This is a genomic window from Winogradskyella vincentii, assembly GCF_020166345.1.
GTDB lineage: Bacteria > Bacteroidota > Bacteroidia > Flavobacteriales > Flavobacteriaceae > Winogradskyella > Winogradskyella vincentii.
In genome coordinates this window covers 208,748-226,339 of the sequence record NZ_JAIUJS010000003.1, presented here as the reverse complement: position 1 = coordinate 226,339, position 17,592 = coordinate 208,748, and the positions used below count along the sequence as shown (strand labels likewise).

The window sequence follows — 17,592 nt, the reverse complement described above, 5'->3', positions numbered from 1 at the left end:
ATGAAACCAATCAAACCCATACTCTTATTAGTCATTTTAGTCTTTACCCTAGGTTGTAAAAATGATAAATCAAACACAAATGAAAATAAGGCTATTGCTGAAAACATAAATACTGATCCTATATTAATAAATCCCATTAAACACGGTACTTTAGTAATAGAAACAAGGGACTTGACTATTTATGTAGATCCAACTGGTGGCAAAAAAGCCTTTAATGGACAAAAAAAGCCAACACATGTTCTAATAACGGATATACATGGTGACCACTTGAGCAATTCTACATTAGAAAGCTTAGATTTAACCAATTCCATAATTATTGGACCTAAAGCTGTTACCGATAAAATTCCAACAACAATATCTAAAACCATTATGACTCTTAACAATGGCCAAAGTTACAGTGGTGATAATATTTTAGTTGAGGCAATACCCATGTATAACCTGAGAGAAGAAGCCTTAAAATTTCATGAAAAAGGACGCGGTAACGGCTACATCTTATCCATTGAAGATCAACGTATCTATATTTCTGGAGATACAGAAGACATCCCAGAAATGAGAAATCTAAAGAACATAGATAAGGCATTTGTTTGTATGAACTTACCCTATACAATGACAGTTGAGAGTGCTGCAAGTGCAGTATTGGAGTTTAAACCAAAAACAGTGTATCCTTATCATTATAGAGGGACAAATGGACTAAGTGATATTGCAAAATTTAAATCTTTGATTGAAGCGAAAAATGATGAAATTGAGGTGAAATTGCTTAATTGGTATAAAAATTAATATGTTAAAATTTGAATTGTTGATAAGTAGAAAAAAGGTGTATTTCGCCCATTTTTAGTGCGTTTTGCCGAGTTTTATTAACAGTTAATCGGATAAATTGTTAATTAAAAAATGGAATTTCACACATGTTAGTGCTATTTGAACTACTTTTTTTTCTATCTTAGCCCTAGTTTTAATCCAAATCTAAACGTTAATTAATCATGATTACCAACCTGCTTACAAAGGCTTTGATAGTGACCACCACTCAACTTACTATGATTTTAATAGCCGTAGCAACCATTTTTTTAGTATTTATAATTATAGCTATTGTAAAAATGTATAGGCTAAAAGCTGAGAATAAAAAACTGATGGAAACAAATGCATTTAAGGATGTTGATGAAAGTTATAAAGACTTTACAGGAGGACATCTTTACAGTGATCATTAAAATATAAAAGCTCGTAAAAACGAGCTTTTTTTTATTTCAATTTTATTCTAATTTTTATCTCACCAGTTTCTTATACTTAATTCGTTTAGGCATTAAGTCACCTCCTAAACGCTTCTTCTTGTTTTCTTCATATTCGCTAAATCCACCTTCGAAGAAATATACTTGAGAGTCACCTTCGAATGCTAATATATGTGTACAAATACGATCTAAAAACCATCTATCGTGGCTTATTACAACAGCACAACCTGCAAAGTTTTCTAAACCTTCTTCTAATGCCCTTAACGTATTGACATCAAGATCGTTAGTAGGCTCATCTAAAAGTAATACGTTACCTTCCTCTTTGAGTGTCATTGCTAAATGCAAACGGTTTCTTTCTCCACCAGATAGTAATTTGACTTTTTTATTTTGTTCACTACCTGAGAAATTAAAACGACTTAAGTATGCACGCGAATTAACCTGACGATTTCCCATCATAATTAATTCTTGTTCATCGCTAAAGTTTTGCCAAATTGTTTTTTCTGGATCTATGTTTGAGTGACTTTGGTCTACATATGCAATCTTAGCTGTATCACCTACCTTAAACTCTCCTTTATCTGGAGTTTCTTCACCCATTATCATTCTGAATATTGTGGTTTTACCTGCACCATTTGGTCCAATTATACCAACAATTCCTGCTTGAGGTAAATTAAAATTTAGATCATCATATAATAATTTATCACCATATGCCTTTGCAACACCATTGGCCTCAATAACATTTGTACCAAGTCTTGGTCCATTTGGAATGTAAATCTCTAGTTTTTCGTCAAGCTGTTTTTGGTCCTGACTCATTAACTTGTCATAATTCTTCAAACGCGCTTTTTGTTTCGTCTGACGACCCTTTGCTCCTTGTCTCACCCAATCAAGCTCGCGTTCAAGTGTCTTTTGACGTTTAGATGCGGATTTACTTTCTTGCGCCAAACGCTTTGATTTTTGATCTAACCAAGATGAATAGTTCCCTTTCCACGGGATACCTTCACCTCTATCTAGTTCTAATATCCAACCAGCAACATTATCTAAAAAGTATCTATCGTGCGTTACTGCTATTACTGTTCCTTTGTATTGTGCTAAATGATGCTCCAACCAATGAACCGATTCTGCATCTAAGTGGTTTGTAGGCTCATCTAGTAAAAGTACATCTGGTTCTTTTAATAATAATCTGCATAACGCCACACGTCGTCTTTCCCCTCCTGATAATACACCAATTTTTTTGTCGCTTTCAGGTGTACGTAGAGCATCCATTGCAATCTCTAACTTGGTGTCTAGTTCCCAAGCATTTGACGCATCAATTTGATCTTGCAATTCTGCTTGACGATTCATTAGTTTCTCCATCTTATCTGGATCACTATAGACTTCTTCTAAACCAAATTGATCATTGATACTGTTATATTCATCTAAAATTGCAACAGTCTCTGCAACACCTTCCTTTACGACCTCAATTACTGTTTTATCATCATCTAATTGCGGTTCTTGTTCTAGATACCCAACCGAATAGCCAGGTGAAAAAACAACATCGCCTTGATAATTCTTATCAACTCCGGCTATAATTTTAAGTAATGTTGATTTACCCGATCCATTTAAACCAAGAATACCAATTTTAGCTCCATAAAAGAAGCTTAAATATATATTCTTAAGTACTGGTGTGTTGGCAGATTGAAATGTCTTGGTTACACCAGACATTGAAAAGATCACTTTTTTGTCGTCACTCATTTTAAACTCGTCCTTTTAATGCATTAAAAACCCATGCAATTGCAAAAAATCCTATACCAACAGTTGCAAAACCCCATCCTGCTACATCATCATATCGATATGCACCCATTAAAATTAGTACTACTCCCATTATAATCATAAGCACTGTTGCCCATGCCAATACTGTATTTTTATTCATCGCCATAGTCTTAAAGTTTGAATTAGTTAGTTAGTTTTAAACAAATATCGTGAAATAAACTAAAAATAGCATCCTATTGGCAGGATGCTTTTTTTGCTATCAATCATGTCTTTTATCTAGTGCATTGGTACTTCGATAATTACAAGTTCTGAATTTTCAACGGAAACTATATCAACGGCATTAATTTCACTTATACCTATCGCATCTCTTTTAGACAAAGCTATTCCACCAACATTAATTTCTCCATCTGCAACAAAAATATAGATACCATTATCTTCAGACTTCAATTTTACTTCAATAGAATGATTAGATTCTAGGGTTGTTCTGTAAATATAAGCTTGCTGACTAATAGGTAGTGTCTCATCTTCGAGCTTATCCTTTGGCGCGACTACAGTTTGAAGCTTATTCAACTTACCTTCATCGGAAAATTGACGTTGTTCATAATTAGGTTCTACACTCATTTCTTCTGGAATAATCCAGAGCTGAAGAAAATTAACTTCGTCAGTTTTACTGTCGTTAAACTCAGAATGCGTTAACCCAGTTCCTGCACTCATTACCTGAACTTCACCTACTTCAATAGCACGCTTATTACCCATACTGTCCTTATGTGATAAAGCACCTTTTAATGGAATTGAAATGATTTCCATATTTTGATGCGGATGCGTACCAAATCCCATTTTAGGCTGAACAACATCATCGTTTAAAACGCGTAACATACCAAAGTTCATCCGCTCAGGATTTTGATAACCTGCAAAACTGAATGTATGATACGATTTTAACCAACCATGATCTGCGTATCCTCGAGTATTTGATTTGTGAATTATAGTTTTCATAATATTTTATTTTATCATTAATATCTAGCTTACTGTCAGAAAACCCATTTTGCCCATTTGATAATCTCTCATGGCTTCTAACAGTTCTGTTTGTGTATTCATAACATACGGCCCATACGTAGCAACTTCTTCATTAATTGGTTCTCCGGATAGAAATAACAATAAGCTATCTTCTACAGCCTTAATTGCAAACCCATCACCATCTTGATTGAACCTTATTAATTGATTTTTATTCAGTTCTAAGGTCACTTCATTATTTATAACAGCTTTTCCCTTTAACAAATAAATGAAGCCTTCATGAGTATTAGAATAATTAAATGATTCTTCACCTCCTTTTTTTGCATGAATCATAAAAGAATTTACTGGCGTCTGAGATCTTATTTTTCCCTGAGTATCATTTAACTTACCTGCAATTACTTTTGTTACGACTTTTTGATCTTGAGATGTTAAAACCTCAAAATCATTGTCTCTAATATGCTGGTAATTTGGTTGCATCATCTTCTTTTCAGCGGGTAAATTGAGCCAAAGTTGTATACCTTCAATCGTTCCGCCACGTTTTACGAACTCTTTTGATGGGCCTTCAGCATGTATTATACCCCTTCCAGAAGTAGTCCATTGTACATCGCCTGCTTTTACGATACTTTCATTACCTAATGAGTCACGATGTAATTGCTCGCCTTGCACCAAAAAAGTAACTGGTTCAAATCCACGATGTGGATGTGGTCCTAGGTCAAAAGGATTGCTTCTTTCGTTTATTTCATAAGGACCATAATGATGCAAAAGAATAAATGGATCAATCATTTCAATTTGCTGTGTCGGTAAAGGTTGACGTAGACGAATTGGACCCATATTAACAAAATCACTTCGTCCTACTCTTTTAATACTGTTATTTTTCATTTGTTTTTCTTCTTTTAAGTTATTTTCCATGGAAAATAATTAGTTAAAAAAATGCATTAGCGCATTTTATCTAATAGATCACTTAATTGTTTAGCTTCATCTTCATTTATATTTTTAAGCAAATCTTTGTTTAGGTTTTTGGGAATAGACTCTAATAATTCTTTTCCTTCTTTCGTTATAACGATCTTAACCACACGCCTGTCATGCTCTGACGGTAATCTTTCAATGTAATTTTTAGCACACAATTTATCCATTAAGCGAGTTGCATTTGGTGAACGCTCTAACATCCTGTCTTTAATAGTCTGAACTTTTAGCGGTTCGCCAGCTCCTCTTAATATCCTAAGAATATTATACTGTTGAGGTGAAATACCAAACTCCTTAAAAAATTCATTTTGACAACTAGTAATCCAGTTGGCTGTATAAATTATGTTCAATAGAGCCTTTACTCTATTATTTGGAAACGTTGAATTGATATCCTTGGCTAAATCTCCCATGTTAAAATCTTATATCATTATAATCGCTTTTCTTATTAAATACTGCATTTGCAAAAGGGCAAAGTGGCATAATTTTAATATTCTTATTTCGTGCAAATTTCACAGAGGCCTCCACAAGCTTATATCCTACGCCTTGACCTTTTAATGTGTCATCAACTTCTGTATGATCTATAATAATCTTATCGGGTCCAGCATAGCTATATGTCATTGACGCAAGCTTCTTACCTTCTGATTCTAGAAAGAATTCGCCTTTTTTATTATCATCATATTGTTGAATATTCATGACTATAGACTTTCTTGAAATTGATTCACCTCTTCTAGCAAATCATTGTTGAAATCTTCATTTATAATTTTACCTTCCTTAAAATTATCATAGAAAGAAGGTAGTGAAAATTTCCCTACAACATTGGCATCATGTCTTGGAAAACGGTCTGAAGCCATCTCTAAGACTGATGCTCCACCCCTTCCGCCAGGTGATGACGCCATTAACAACATTGGCTTACCTAAAAATGTTTTTTGTTCCACACGACTCGCCCAGTCGAAAATGTTTTTAAAAGCTCCTGAGTATGCTCCATTATATTCCGCAAGTGAAATTATGATACCATCTGCACCTCTAATTTCATCCACAAAAGCAATTGCCTCATTTGGGTGACCAGATTCATTTTCTCTATCTGAACTATAAATTGGCATTTCAAAGTCGTTCAAATCTAGAACCTTTACTTCTACATTATCAACTAAACTTGAAGCATATGTTGCGAGTTGTTTATTTATTGACGTGCTACTGTTACTACCAGCTAATGCAATTATTTTTTTCATGATCTATTTTTTATTTAATTCTTCTATAAAATATGTAGGATACCATTAATAGTATTAACGCCATTAAAGCTCCCATATGTTCACCATCATTTATCATATAATGAGCAAAAAAGGCAAGGATAAACGCAAAAAAGAAACCTGAATAAGCCCATTCCTTAAGACTATTTAATCCTGGTAACCATAAAACAACGATTCCTACTAGTTTTATAACGCCATAAGGATAAATTAGATACGTTGGATATCCAAAACTTGTAAAGGCTGCTACAATATCATCGTGTTTAAAAAAATACATGCTTATTGAAAACAACATCATTAGTGTTAATAATGCTGTTGCTACATAATAAATAATTCGATCTCTTTTCATTTTTATTTGTTTTAGCTGAACAAATGTATGCAAATTTATTTTATATTCCTAGGAATATATTTCCATGTAACTAATATTTAACATTTCATTTTGAAATTGGTGTTAAATTATAATACTTATGTTTCGTAAATTCGTACAATAGAAAAACACATTAATGGATATCAAGTTCAATAAAAACGAAGATCACAATAAACTTCTTCTCTCTACCCTTAATAGAAAATTTACCAAAGTAAAATTAGGAGGAGGAGATAAAAGCATTGCTAAACATCATAGCAAGGGTAAAATGACAGCTAGAGAAAGGATTGATTATCTACTAGATCCAAAATCAAAATCAATCGAAATTGGTGCATTTGCTGGTGAAGACATGTATCCTGAATATGGTGGTTGTCCATCTGGTGGTGTTGTAGTGAAGATCGGATATGTAAAAGGAAAACAGTGTATAGTCGTTGCCAATGATGCCACTGTAAAAGCCGGAGCTTGGTTTCCGATTACAGGTAAAAAGAATTTGAGAGCTCAAGAAATTGCAATTGAAAACAGGTTACCTATAATATATCTGGTTGACAGTGCTGGTGTATTTCTTCCAATGCAAGATGAGATATTTCCTGATAAAGAACATTTTGGTAGAATATTTAGAAACAATGCTGTAATGAGCAGTATGGGAATTACCCAAATTGCTGCAGTTATGGGTAGTTGTGTTGCTGGAGGCGCTTATTTGCCTATCATGAGTGATGAAGCTCTTATAGTAGATAAAACAGGAAGCATTTTCTTGGCTGGAAGTTATTTAGTTAAGGCAGCTATAGGAGAAACAATAGATAACGAAACACTTGGTGGTGCAACGACACATTGTGAAATTTCTGGGGTTACAGATTATAAGGCTAAAGATGATAAGGATGCGTTAGATACTATTAAAAATATAGTTGACAAAATCGGTGATTACGACAAGGCTGGATACAATAGAATTAAGTCGGTGAAACCAACTGAAAATCCGGAAGATATTTATGGTATAATACCAAAGAGCAGAGCTGATCAATATGATATGAATGAAATAATCAAGCGATTAGTAGATAACTCTGAATTTGAAGAATACAAAGCTGGTTATGGACAAACTATAATAACTGGTTATGCACGGATAGACGGTTGGGCTGTTGGTATTGTGGCCAATCAAAGGCAAATAGTCAAAACAAAAGGTGCTAAAACCAAGCCGAGCGAAATGCAATTTGGTGGTGTTATTTACAATGACTCAGCAGATAAAGCCACAAGATTTATAGCTAATTGTAACCAAAAGAAAATCCCGTTAGTATTCCTACAAGATGTCACAGGATTTATGGTTGGTAGCAAATCTGAGCATGGAGGCATTATAAAAGACGGTGCCAAAATGGTTAATGCGGTTAGCAATTCTGTAGTGCCAAAATTTACAGTTGTAATTGGTAATAGTTATGGTGCAGGTAATTACGCTATGTGTGGAAAAGCCTATGACCCAAGATTAATTTTTGCTTGGCCCAGCGCTGAACTTGCCGTAATGAGTGGTAAGTCTGCGGCTAAGGTATTACTTCAAATTGAAACTGCTTCTCTAAAAAAGAGAGGTGAAAAAATCACCAAAGAGAAAGAAGAAGAATTATTTAACAAGATAAAATCTCGTTACGACAATCAAGTCTCTCCTTATTATGCTGCTGCCAGACTATGGACAGATGCTATTATAGATCCATTAGATACGAGAACATGGATTAGCATGGGTATTGAAGCAGCAAACCACGCTCCTATTGAAAAGCCATTTAATTTAGGTGTGTTGCAGGTTTAGTTACCTTGATGATCTTTTACTCTAGGAATAGTAAGCAATTTTGTTTGCCTACCATTTACATACCTAAAGCCATCTTTGCTCCAGAAACCTGCTTCTTCGAGCATAATTCTTATATCTCGCTTCCATTCTGGTATAGTCACAGTTGTATTTAGTTCAATGGCGTAGACGGTATTTTCGTGTAAAGGATAGTCTCCATTAACTGGTACACCGCCTTGTGAATCCCACATGCCTAATGTTGTGCCAGAACTATGACCATATGTACCTAAAGGATGAGTATATATAGCAGGTCTTAAACCTTCGGCTTTACCTTGGTCAAGTGATTCTTTTAAAACTTCATTGCCTGTTTTACCAGTTTTGAAATTCGAAGTAAATATATCTTGCACACGATTCCCGTCTTTCAATGCATTCTGTAGATATTTTGGAGGCTCTTTTTCATTTGGCCTTAAAACATATGCCAATTCTTGGCAATCTGTATTAAGTCTTAAATAGGTAATCCCAAAATCACAATGCACCAAATCACCAGGTACAATGACCATATTTTCAGGTCTATTTGAAAAAGCATAAAGATGGTTCCCTAACTCTTCAGCTGTTCTTTGAACGTCAACAGTAGGATGAAACCAAGTCTCAAGCCCTAGAGATGTCACCTTATCTCTCATCCACCACTCTACATCTGTTGTTGTTGTTATACCTGGCGTAATAACTTTTTCAGAAAAGGCCTCTGCAATAATATCATGTGTTATGTCAACCAATTGATTGTAGATAACCATTTCCTTTTCAGTCCTCGTTTCTATCCAACCAATAGCAAGTTTTTCGGCTGAAACTACTTTAGATTGAAGTTTATTTGGTAGAACTGCCATAAATTCTTCATAATCTGTTTTAACAATACCATCACATATGTTAAAATTATTAGAGTAATTTAAACCAATTACCTCAGGATTACGTTCACTTATAATATCTACTAGGCGTTTCCACTGATTTGGTTCTTTCTCTTTGTCCCAAGCTGAAATAATATTTTCACCAAAGTTATAACGTGCAACAGCTAATTTTTCAATGGTATTTTGTGTTTTGTTTCTATAGAATACTAAAATTGTTCTTCGTCTTGCATTTAACCATGTTGCTGGCAACATAGTTTTTAAAACAGGGTCTTCATTATATTCTCTAGAAATTAAAACCCACATATCAATTCCAGCGTTATCCATTAATTCTGGTAATAAATTATTGAATCTGTCCTTCAATATTTCATCCACAACTTGAGCACGTTGTTTCTCTTGCAATATTTGTTGAGCGTTAATGCTTGAAGTAAATAAAATAATGAGTAGAAATATATTTTTCATGAATAACTTAATTTTGTGCCGAATTTACCAAAATTAAACCCATAAAAAAAGGATGCATTTTGCATCCTTTTTAATTCTGTATATTTAATATTAAGCTGTTCCAGCTCTTTTTGCCTTTTTCTCTTCTTTTATTTCCTTGAATCGCTCAATTGCTGAACCAAATACCCAATAAGGTATAACAAACGTTAAGAGGAATATCATCAACCAAAATCCAATTGTTAATATGGTTAAAAAAGCTAAAAATCCTAAGTATTGATCAAATTCAAACATAATATCGATTCATTTATCTATTGCAAAGATAAAACCAATTAATAAGTTTTACAATAGCATTTTTGAGTTTTATCAACAGATTATTAAAAATATTATCAAAGATTAAAAGTTCCTAACGTGGTAATCTACAAGACCGTCAATTGGCCTACGAACAAAATTACCAACCTTGAATCCATATTCCTTTGCTACTTCATGGATTTCTTCTTGAGCAAAAAATGCAATAGATCCTGCAAAATGAACTGGTACACCACTGTTTAATTCTTCCCTAAATTGAAGAATCATATTTTCACTAAATTTTCTAAACCCTTTTTTAATAAGATCCTTTATATAATCGGAATCTTTATTTAAAAACATAAATTCCGCAAAATTCGCTAGATATGCATTAGGATTTGGCTGTTTATAAAGATTGTATTTAATGTGATCGGCTTCTAATTCATATTTATGTTCAAATGCAAGTTTTATGGTTTCAGGCATTTTATTAAAGTAGTAATCTCTAATTAATTCTTTACCATAATAGTTACCACTTGCATCATCCATTAACGTATATCCCAAACTTAATACTCTTTGATGAAGATTAACACCATCAAAATAACTACAGTTTGAACCAGTTCCCATGATGCAAACTACTGCTTTTTCATCATTAGAACTTATGGTCGCCCTTACTGCTGCCATAGTATCTTCTTTTACCTCAACATGAGCCTTTAAGAAAATTAACTTTAAAACATGCGTTAACATGAGTCTAGGCTTTTCAGTTCCACAACCAGCACCATAAAAGAAGACATGCGTTACATCATCCTTAAGAGCCATTAATTCTTCACTCTTATTAATGATTTTGGTTACTTTCTTCTCACTTAGAATGGCTGGATTTAACCCTTTAGTTCTTATTTTTTCAGCTAATCTTTTACCTGTGTTGTCAATAACAATCCAGTCGCATTTTGTGGAACCACCATCTGTAATTAATATCATAAAGCCAAAACTTAAAAATTCCGCAGGAGAACTTAATTCAACGACCTACGGAATTTTTGAATTAATACTAATTTGTTATAGGTTGTTAACCTTTTGAGCTAAATCAACCATTTTGTTTGAATATCCAAACTCATTATCGTACCAAGAAATTAATTTAAAGAAATTTGAATTAAGTTCAATTGAGGCGTCGGCATCAAAAACACTTGTTCTTTCTTCACTTACAAAATCTTGAGATACAACAGCTTCATCTGTATAACCTAAAACACCATTCATAGATCCATTTGCTGCTTTTTTCATTGCATCTTTTATTTCCTTTAATGAAGTTGCTGAATTTGTTTTTACTGTTAAATCTACAACAGAAACATCCGCTGTTGGCACTCTAAAAGCCATACCTGTTAATTTACCATCTAATTCTGGAATAACTTTCCCTACTGCTTTTGCAGCACCAGTAGATGATGGTATAATATTAACAATTGCTGAACGACCTAATCTGTAATTTTTTCGTGAAGGTGCATCTACAGTATATTGAGTAGAAGTTGCAGCATGAATTGTTGTCATTAATCCTTCTTTAATCCCAAAATTATCTTCAATGACTTTGGCAATAGGTGCTAAACAGTTTGTAGTACAAGATGCATTAGACACTATAGTGTGACTTGATGTTAATTTATCATCATTTACACCCATTACAAACATTGGTGCATCTTTACTTGGTGCTGAAATCACTACTTTTTTTGCACCACCATCAATATGATATTGTGCCGTTTCTAAAGTTGTAAAAATACCTGTACACTCTGCAACAACATCAGCTCCTGCTTCATCCCATTTTAAATTTTTAGGGTCTTTTTCTGCTGTTATTCTAATTGTTTTTCCGTCAACAACTAAGTTTCCGTCTTTAACTTGAATATCTCCATCAAATCTACCATGAACTGAGTCATATTTTAAAAGGTATGCTAAATGCTCTACATCTAATAAATCATTTATCGCAACAACATCTACATCATCTCTTTTTACTGTTGCTCTAAAAACAATTCTACCAATTCTACCAAATCCGTTTATTCCTAACTTTAAGTTTGACATTTTTTTATAATTTAATTTATTGTGTTCTAAGTTTATATTGACATTATATCTGAAACTCTAAGGAGTTCCATGTTTATTTTAGATTGACCTTTTACAGCTTGATCAAAAGGTGTTAACTCCATAATGTCATTTTTTAATCCAACCATGAAATTACTTTTACCAACTATTAGACTTTCTACAGCCTTTACTCCCATTCTACTGGCTAATACACGATCAAAACAAGATGGTGATCCGCCACGTTGCATGTGACCCAAAACAGATACTCTAACTTCGTATTCAGATAGATTTTGATCTACATAGTCTTTTAGCTCAAAAACATTTTTACCTATTTTATCTCCTTCAGCAACAACAACTATACTAGAAGATTTTCCGGATTGCTTACTTCTTCTCAATGATTCTAACAATCTGTCTAGTCCTAAGTCTTCCTCTGGTATAAGAATCTCTTCTGCACCTGCTCCTACACCTACGTTAAGAGCTATATGCCCAACATCTCGTCCCATAACTTCAATAAAGAATAACCTATTATGAGAACTAGCTGTATCTCTAATTTTATCAATTACATCAACAACTGTATTTAAAGCTGTATCATAACCTAATGTATGGGTTGTGCCGAAAATATCATTATCAATAGTACCAGGTATTCCCATTACAGGAAAATTAAATTCCTGATTAAATATCATAGCTCCTGTAAAACTACCATCACCACCAATAACTACAAAAGCATCGATTCCTGCCTTAGTTAGTTCTTTATAGGCTTTTTGCCTTCCTTCTTTTGTTCTAAATTCTTTTGAACGAGCGGACTTTAATATAGTTCCTCCTTTATCAATAATTCCTTTCACACTACGTGCGTCCATTTTTACAAAATCGCCATCAATCATTCCTTCATAACCTCTGTAAATTCCAAAACATTCGATGTTGTGAAAAGCGCATGTTCTTACAACTGACCTAACAGCAGCATTCATTCCTGGAGAGTCTCCTCCAGATGTCATTACTCCAATTTTTTTAATGGTGTGTAACATTTTATAATTTATTTCCAGTAAAATTACTAAACAATCTATACAATAAAGTGACTATTATCATAAAAAAAGAAGTGCGAAAACAATTCAAACGTTTTCGTTGATAAGTATTTTAATAAAATGTAAAAATTGAAAGGATTCTAGTCTATGATTTCGTCTTTTTCTTCTTCATAGACATATATTCAGGCATGAAATCGTCATCCGTTTTTTCATTTATTTCCTCCGTAGCTTTAACCTTTTTATCTTTCCTGTTTTTACCAGAAAAAATAATTTGAATGAGTTCTTTGAAAGTATCAAACTCTACATTATATGAAAGACCAATTCCTTGAGTGTAACCAATTTCTTCGCCAAAATTTCTTATGGTGTTTTCCCTATTAAATACTTTTGCTCTAAACGTACCGTCTTCATTTAACAACCAATCTATTTGCACATCACCAGTTATTGTGGTTTGTTGCGCACTACCAAACGGTACACCCAACTTACCATTTACCAAAATTTTATCGCTGATTTGAGTTTGAAGGGTAAGCCCAAATCTATTGTCTGTTTGTAATTCTGGCGTGTTTTCTCCCAACTCTACATCAATACCAACATTGAGATTGTCATTATCACTGCTAATAATATTATTTACTATCCCAGATAATCTCTCTGATATTGTACCTGTGAAGTTCACTCCTCTTATACCATTAGAAAAACTACCTGTACCTAAAAGTGTTAAGGCTTGATTGTTCCTTTCATCTTTTGACGACAACCTATAATCCAGCTCAGATTTTACTGTTGACGATACATTAGGAAATCTTAAATCAAAATCTGGTTGTGGCTGTTCTAAATCACCTGTAAGATAAATATCTACCTCAACAGGTATTCTCTGTGTTACCGGATTATCTAGAAGAACTGATGGATTAGCGGTTGTTTTATAAATGGCTTTTAAGTTTATTTCAGCACCCATAGGATCACCTTCCCATGCAATACTTCCACCTTGTTCAACTTCAAATTTCTTTTCTACAAAACCACCATATTTAAAATTATAGACCCCTTCAAAAACTGAAAAATCACCCCACATATTAAAGGTGCCATTAGTATTTATTAGAAATTGTAATCCACCTTTTCCACTTCCTTTTATTGTACTTCCAGCCTCTTTGTCAATTACAATTTCAATAGTTGCATTTTGATTAACATCTAAATCAAAATCTAATTCCAAACCTTTTATTTCAATTTGTTCAATTACTTCACCATTTATCCTTGCTTGCTTTTCTTCAGGTGTTAAAAAATGAATGAAAGTGTTGTCTCCAAAACTTTCGGAATCATTAAGCGGTATATTAAAGACTGTTCCTTTTGCTGTGCTCCCAACTACTTTAATAACGAGTTGGTCCGTTGGACCTTTAATAGTTGCCTCACCTGTAACAAAACCATCACCATAATATAAGGATTCCTCCTCCTCTACTGTGTTTAAAACAAGTAATCTATCGGTATTTAGTTCTAATCCTAATTCCCAATCCGAGAAGTTATTATGCTCAATAAATCCGTTTAAATAGCCTTGAGAGAAAAACTTAGAATCTGTCATAGCAACGTTATTAAAAATAAACTGCTGTTCTTGTAACGTTACTTTAGAATCAAAATCAAAACCATAATCTACATTTAAATATGGTATGGATAAACCTGCCCTGTCAAGTAATAATTCACCATCTATACTTGGTTTGTTCAAGTTTCCTGTAACTTTGGCACTGCCAGACACTAATCCTCTTATATTACTGATTACCCCTTCACCTAATGGGTTTAGAGGATCTAATAAAAATTCATCAAAATCAACATCTAAATTTATACTCGGATTAGATTTGGCAACATCTATTTCACCAATCGCACCGAATGATTTTAAATTATCATTAACTAAGGCGATATCTACTTCATAATTGGTTATTGAGTTATTCCCTTGAATTTTTGCAGTTAAGTTCCCTAAATCATAATCATTAACAAATAGGTTACTGACCTCAAGGTCTGATTTGGGTAAGTAGATCCCGTTATTTTGTTCAATATCAATTTTACCATTTACCACTCCTTGAAGTGCTAAACTATCAATGCTTGGTGTAATTTTAACGAGTTCAACATTGTTGAAATCCACTCCTAATTTTTTGTTACCACCTTCATTTAGTGAGCCAGCAACCACCATTTCTTCTCTTCCTTGGTTAATCCTTAGTGGGAAAATATCAAAGTTCTTAAAATCTCTATCAAATCTAATTTTGTTTAAAGTATCCTTATCAGAATTAACCTCCCATTCAAAATCCTTAAAAAGGATATCAGATTTTCTAAACCCAACTACTGATTTATTCGCATCATCAATTGTATAAAACAAATTGAGGTCAAAATTGTCTCTGTTATTTGTACCTCCTTTAAATTCAGTTTTAATCAATAAAGTGTCGCGTTTTGTTACATTAATTAAAGTAAAATCAGAAGCATTATAAATTCCTGCACTTAGACTATCTATCTCAATGTAAGTATTGTAAATAGGGTTACTATTATCTACCGTAAGCAAAATGTCATTTGCAAAATACTTTTGAAACTTAATCTCTGGTGAATTAAATGTTAAGTCAAACCCTTTTTCATCAGATTCAATCTTTCCTTCAATAAACGTGTTTTTACCTAAATATAAATCCTTGTAAAAGACAGCCGCTATTTTTGAGTATATATTGAATTTAAAATTGAGATACTGACCTGCCTCTACTTCATTAGGTATATAATTGGTATATATACTACCTAACGAATTTTCAACTAACTTAAGAATATCCCTTATTCTATACTTGCCAGTAATTGTACCACTGACAATATCTGGTGAGTTAACTGTTAACGTTCTTTTATCATCGTCAAAAGAGGAAACTATATCAAAATCTTCAAAGCGATAGTTACCATCTTGATTCTTATAGGTTGTATTTTTAATATTTATAGCTCCTGTGGCATTATCATAACTAGAGCCAAGCGCAGTCATTCTTACCTTTCCTCTAAATTCTGAAAGGTTATCTCTGGTTACAAAATTCAAGGTCTTTAAATTGGCATAACCGACATTAGCATTAAAATCAAAATTCTTTATTTCTCCAGAAAAATCTGCTAATCCATTAAAATCTAATAGAAGATTTGGGTCATTTGCCTTGAGTATTCCATTAAATACCTTATTACCCAAGTCACCTTCAACAGTTATATTTTTATAATCATAGTCATTATAATTTAAACTGTATACATCTCCTTTTACATCTGTTCTAAGATTGTCAATTCTAAATCCTTTACCGTCTAAATCTAAATTGGCCGAAATGTTTTTAAATAATGGGTCATTAATCAATACACCAATATCAAATTCGTCAAATACCACATTGCCTATATAACTTGCATCATCAATATCATCAATATTTGTAAGTTCTAGGTCTGAATCAATTAAACCTAAATCTGTATTAATCTTAATTTTTGCGTCTACTGAAGTTTCTGTTATGTAAGAACTACCACTTATTCTAAAATTACCGACACTTGAAAAAACCGTCGGTATAGAATTACCCAATATTCTCGGCAATAACGCAGTAAGATCATTATAGTTTGATGCTAAATTTTGAAATTTCCCATTTAAGGCAAATGTGTTAGGTTCACTATTGAACAGATTTTGAAAAGTAATATCACCAATAATTTTCGTGTTTCGAGTTGTACTAATATTTAGATTTGTAGCTTCTAAATTATTTAGTGTGCCTTTTAAGTCAGCATTAAGATTTGCTTTTTGATTAACCCCAAATTCATCGAAAAACACATTTAATTCGGTTAAGGAAACTTCAGAATCTTTAAAGCTAGCTAATACGTTCACCTTATCAGTAAAGTATTTTAAATCTTCTCTTTTGTAATCAAATCTGAGATCTCCTTTAAGCTCCGATGCTTCAGTCTTAATGTTTAAATCATCGAAAATCATATGGCTCCTTGTGTATTCAAAATTTGCCATGAGATCTTCAACCTTAATACCTCTGCTGTCGGTAAAACTAAATTTATTGATACGAGAGCTTACGTCTGGTCCATTGATTAAAAAATTGGTTGTATTAGCATTTAGGTCGCTAAACACAAAAACTTCAGGGTCATCAAGATTTTCGTTTGAAAGTTTAAAGATGCCATTCTCAATTGAAACATCACTTGAAGAGAAAAGAAATTTACTTGGTCCAACCCTAGGATTGTCATCATCGAACCTGGCTACAAAAATATCTAAATTGGTATCTTCTTCTCCTTCATAAGTTTTTAGGTTAAAGAATAAATCCTGAATGTCTATATCTCCAAAATTCAATTTGCTGTTATACAGATTTCTAAAACTTATAATTGAGGTATTGAGTTCACCAATGCTTATGAGTGTATCTTTTTTATAATCCCTAATTAGAATTTCTTTAAGCTCAACATCGCCGTTTAACTGAAGACCTACCTTGCCAATATTTATATCTGTATTAAAATCGTCATTTAACCGTGTAGTAGCATATTTACCTAGTTTGGTTTGTACTGCAGGAATTGCCAGAATTAAGAATATAATAAGGAAAATCAGCAGAATTATACCTGCAATTTTTCCCAATATTTTCAATACCCTTTTGATAGAATTT

General features: G+C 33.1%; 17 protein-coding genes. 3 read left to right on the top strand and 14 right to left on the bottom strand.

Translation table 11 applies throughout. The annotated features are described in order from the left end of the window. Both LBV24_RS06940 and LBV24_RS06935 read left to right on the top strand, forming a co-directional pair. Entirely contained in the window at nt 1-777 is a 777-nt protein-coding gene (locus tag LBV24_RS06940) for an MBL fold metallo-hydrolase (protein WP_224477872.1), read from the top strand. A 200-nt stretch (nt 778-977) separates the two neighbouring features. After that, nucleotides 978-1,202 (top strand): hypothetical protein, encoded by a 225-nt coding sequence (locus LBV24_RS06935; protein WP_224477871.1) that lies wholly within the window; start codon nt 978-980, stop codon nt 1,200-1,202. 54 nt (nt 1,203-1,256) lie between these two features. Here LBV24_RS06935 and ettA read toward each other — a convergent pair whose 3' ends face one another. From ettA to LBV24_RS06895, 8 genes are all read right to left on the bottom strand, one after another. After that, a complete protein-coding gene (gene ettA, locus LBV24_RS06930; RefSeq protein ID WP_224477870.1) occupies nt 1,257-2,948 on the bottom strand; it encodes an energy-dependent translational throttle protein EttA in 1,692 nt (563 codons plus the stop codon). Nucleotide 2,949: 1 nt separating this feature from the next. Then, a complete protein-coding gene (locus tag LBV24_RS06925; protein ID WP_019387444.1) occupies nt 2,950-3,132 on the bottom strand; it encodes a CAL67264 family membrane protein in 183 nt (60 codons plus the stop codon). Between the two features lie 110 nt (nt 3,133-3,242). Then, the gene (locus LBV24_RS06920; protein ID WP_224477869.1) at nt 3,243-3,959 is read right to left on the bottom strand and encodes a pirin family protein; all 717 of its coding nucleotides are present in this window, start codon (nt 3,957-3,959) and stop codon (nt 3,243-3,245) included. Between the two features lie 24 nt (nt 3,960-3,983). Further along, nucleotides 3,984-4,886, bottom strand: coding sequence for a pirin family protein (locus LBV24_RS06915; RefSeq protein ID WP_224477868.1), 903 nt, complete (start codon nt 4,884-4,886; stop codon nt 3,984-3,986). A 26-nt stretch (nt 4,887-4,912) separates the two neighbouring features. Continuing rightward, on the bottom strand, nt 4,913-5,350 hold the full coding sequence (locus LBV24_RS06910; protein WP_224477867.1) for a MarR family winged helix-turn-helix transcriptional regulator: 438 nt from the start codon (nt 5,348-5,350) through the stop codon (nt 4,913-4,915). Nucleotide 5,351: 1 nt separating this feature from the next. After that, entirely contained in the window at nt 5,352-5,633 is a 282-nt protein-coding gene (locus tag LBV24_RS06905) for a GNAT family N-acetyltransferase (RefSeq protein ID WP_224477866.1), read from the bottom strand. Nucleotides 5,634-5,635: 2 nt separating this feature from the next. Next, nucleotides 5,636-6,166 carry an NADPH-dependent FMN reductase gene (locus LBV24_RS06900; protein WP_224477865.1) on the bottom strand — a complete coding sequence of 177 codons (531 nt, stop codon included), beginning with the start codon at nt 6,164-6,166 and terminating at the stop codon, nt 5,636-5,638. A 10-nt stretch (nt 6,167-6,176) separates the two neighbouring features. Continuing rightward, complete coding sequence (locus tag LBV24_RS06895) at nt 6,177-6,530, bottom strand: DoxX family protein (RefSeq protein ID WP_224477864.1); 354 nt, start codon at nt 6,528-6,530, stop codon at nt 6,177-6,179. Nucleotides 6,531-6,684: 154 nt separating this feature from the next. On the opposite strand from LBV24_RS06895, the gene LBV24_RS06890 reads away from it, so the two are divergent. Further along, the gene (locus tag LBV24_RS06890; protein WP_224477863.1) at nt 6,685-8,328 is read left to right on the top strand and encodes an acyl-CoA carboxylase subunit beta; all 1,644 of its coding nucleotides are present in this window, start codon (nt 6,685-6,687) and stop codon (nt 8,326-8,328) included. Here the strand turns inward: LBV24_RS06890 and LBV24_RS06885 are convergent. The 6 genes from LBV24_RS06885 to LBV24_RS06860 all read right to left on the bottom strand — a co-directional run bounded on the left by LBV24_RS06885 (nt 8,325) and on the right by LBV24_RS06860 (nt 17,564). Then, the gene (locus LBV24_RS06885) at nt 8,325-9,662 is read right to left on the bottom strand and encodes a M24 family metallopeptidase (RefSeq protein ID WP_224477862.1); all 1,338 of its coding nucleotides are present in this window, start codon (nt 9,660-9,662) and stop codon (nt 8,325-8,327) included. The genes LBV24_RS06890 and LBV24_RS06885 overlap by 4 nt on opposite strands. 90 nt (nt 9,663-9,752) lie before the next feature. After that, nucleotides 9,753-9,932, bottom strand: a complete 180-nt coding sequence (locus LBV24_RS06880) for a hypothetical protein (protein WP_224477861.1) — start codon at nt 9,930-9,932, stop codon at nt 9,753-9,755. Between the two features lie 102 nt (nt 9,933-10,034). Further along, nucleotides 10,035-10,898, bottom strand: a complete 864-nt coding sequence (locus LBV24_RS06875; protein ID WP_224477860.1) for an N-acetylglucosamine kinase — start codon at nt 10,896-10,898, stop codon at nt 10,035-10,037. Nucleotides 10,899-10,973: 75 nt separating this feature from the next. After that, a complete protein-coding gene (gap, locus tag LBV24_RS06870; RefSeq protein WP_224477859.1) occupies nt 10,974-11,975 on the bottom strand; it encodes a type I glyceraldehyde-3-phosphate dehydrogenase in 1,002 nt (333 codons plus the stop codon). Between the two features lie 32 nt (nt 11,976-12,007). Further along, on the bottom strand, nt 12,008-12,994 hold the full coding sequence (pfkA, locus tag LBV24_RS06865; RefSeq protein ID WP_224477858.1) for a 6-phosphofructokinase: 987 nt from the start codon (nt 12,992-12,994) through the stop codon (nt 12,008-12,010). Between the two features lie 142 nt (nt 12,995-13,136). Further along, nucleotides 13,137-17,564, bottom strand: a complete 4,428-nt coding sequence (locus LBV24_RS06860; protein ID WP_224477857.1) for a translocation/assembly module TamB domain-containing protein — start codon at nt 17,562-17,564, stop codon at nt 13,137-13,139. Nucleotides 17,565-17,592 lie beyond the last annotated feature (28 nt).

Bases quoted from the DNA above. Each gene is read 5' to 3' on its own strand.
- LBV24_RS06920 (WP_224477869.1), bottom strand. From the start codon at position 3,959: ATGAAAACTATAATTCACAAATCAAATACTCGAGGATACGCAGATCAT.
- LBV24_RS06935 (WP_224477871.1), top strand. From the start codon at position 978: ATGATTACCAACCTGCTTACAAAGGCTTTGATAGTGACCACCACTCAA.
- LBV24_RS06900 (WP_224477865.1), bottom strand. From the start codon at position 6,166: ATGAAAAAAATAATTGCATTAGCTGGTAGTAACAGTAGCACGTCAATA.
- LBV24_RS06890 (WP_224477863.1), top strand. From the start codon at position 6,685: ATGGATATCAAGTTCAATAAAAACGAAGATCACAATAAACTTCTTCTC.
- pfkA (WP_224477858.1), bottom strand. From the start codon at position 12,994: ATGTTACACACCATTAAAAAAATTGGAGTAATGACATCTGGAGGAGAC.
- LBV24_RS06880 (WP_224477861.1), bottom strand. From the start codon at position 9,932: ATGTTTGAATTTGATCAATACTTAGGATTTTTAGCTTTTTTAACCATA.
- ettA (WP_224477870.1), bottom strand. From the start codon at position 2,948: ATGAGTGACGACAAAAAAGTGATCTTTTCAATGTCTGGTGTAACCAAG.
- LBV24_RS06905 (WP_224477866.1), bottom strand. From the start codon at position 5,633: ATGAATATTCAACAATATGATGATAATAAAAAAGGCGAATTCTTTCTA.
- LBV24_RS06895 (WP_224477864.1), bottom strand. From the start codon at position 6,530: ATGAAAAGAGATCGAATTATTTATTATGTAGCAACAGCATTATTAACA.
- LBV24_RS06915 (WP_224477868.1), bottom strand. From the start codon at position 4,886: ATGGAAAATAACTTAAAAGAAGAAAAACAAATGAAAAATAACAGTATT.
- LBV24_RS06910 (WP_224477867.1), bottom strand. From the start codon at position 5,350: ATGGGAGATTTAGCCAAGGATATCAATTCAACGTTTCCAAATAATAGA.
- LBV24_RS06940 (WP_224477872.1), top strand. From the start codon at position 1: ATGAAACCAATCAAACCCATACTCTTATTAGTCATTTTAGTCTTTACC.
- LBV24_RS06925 (WP_019387444.1), bottom strand. From the start codon at position 3,132: ATGGCGATGAATAAAAATACAGTATTGGCATGGGCAACAGTGCTTATG.
- gap (WP_224477859.1), bottom strand. From the start codon at position 11,975: ATGTCAAACTTAAAGTTAGGAATAAACGGATTTGGTAGAATTGGTAGA.
- LBV24_RS06885 (WP_224477862.1), bottom strand. From the start codon at position 9,662: ATGAAAAATATATTTCTACTCATTATTTTATTTACTTCAAGCATTAAC.
- LBV24_RS06875 (WP_224477860.1), bottom strand. From the start codon at position 10,898: ATGATATTAATTACAGATGGTGGTTCCACAAAATGCGACTGGATTGTT.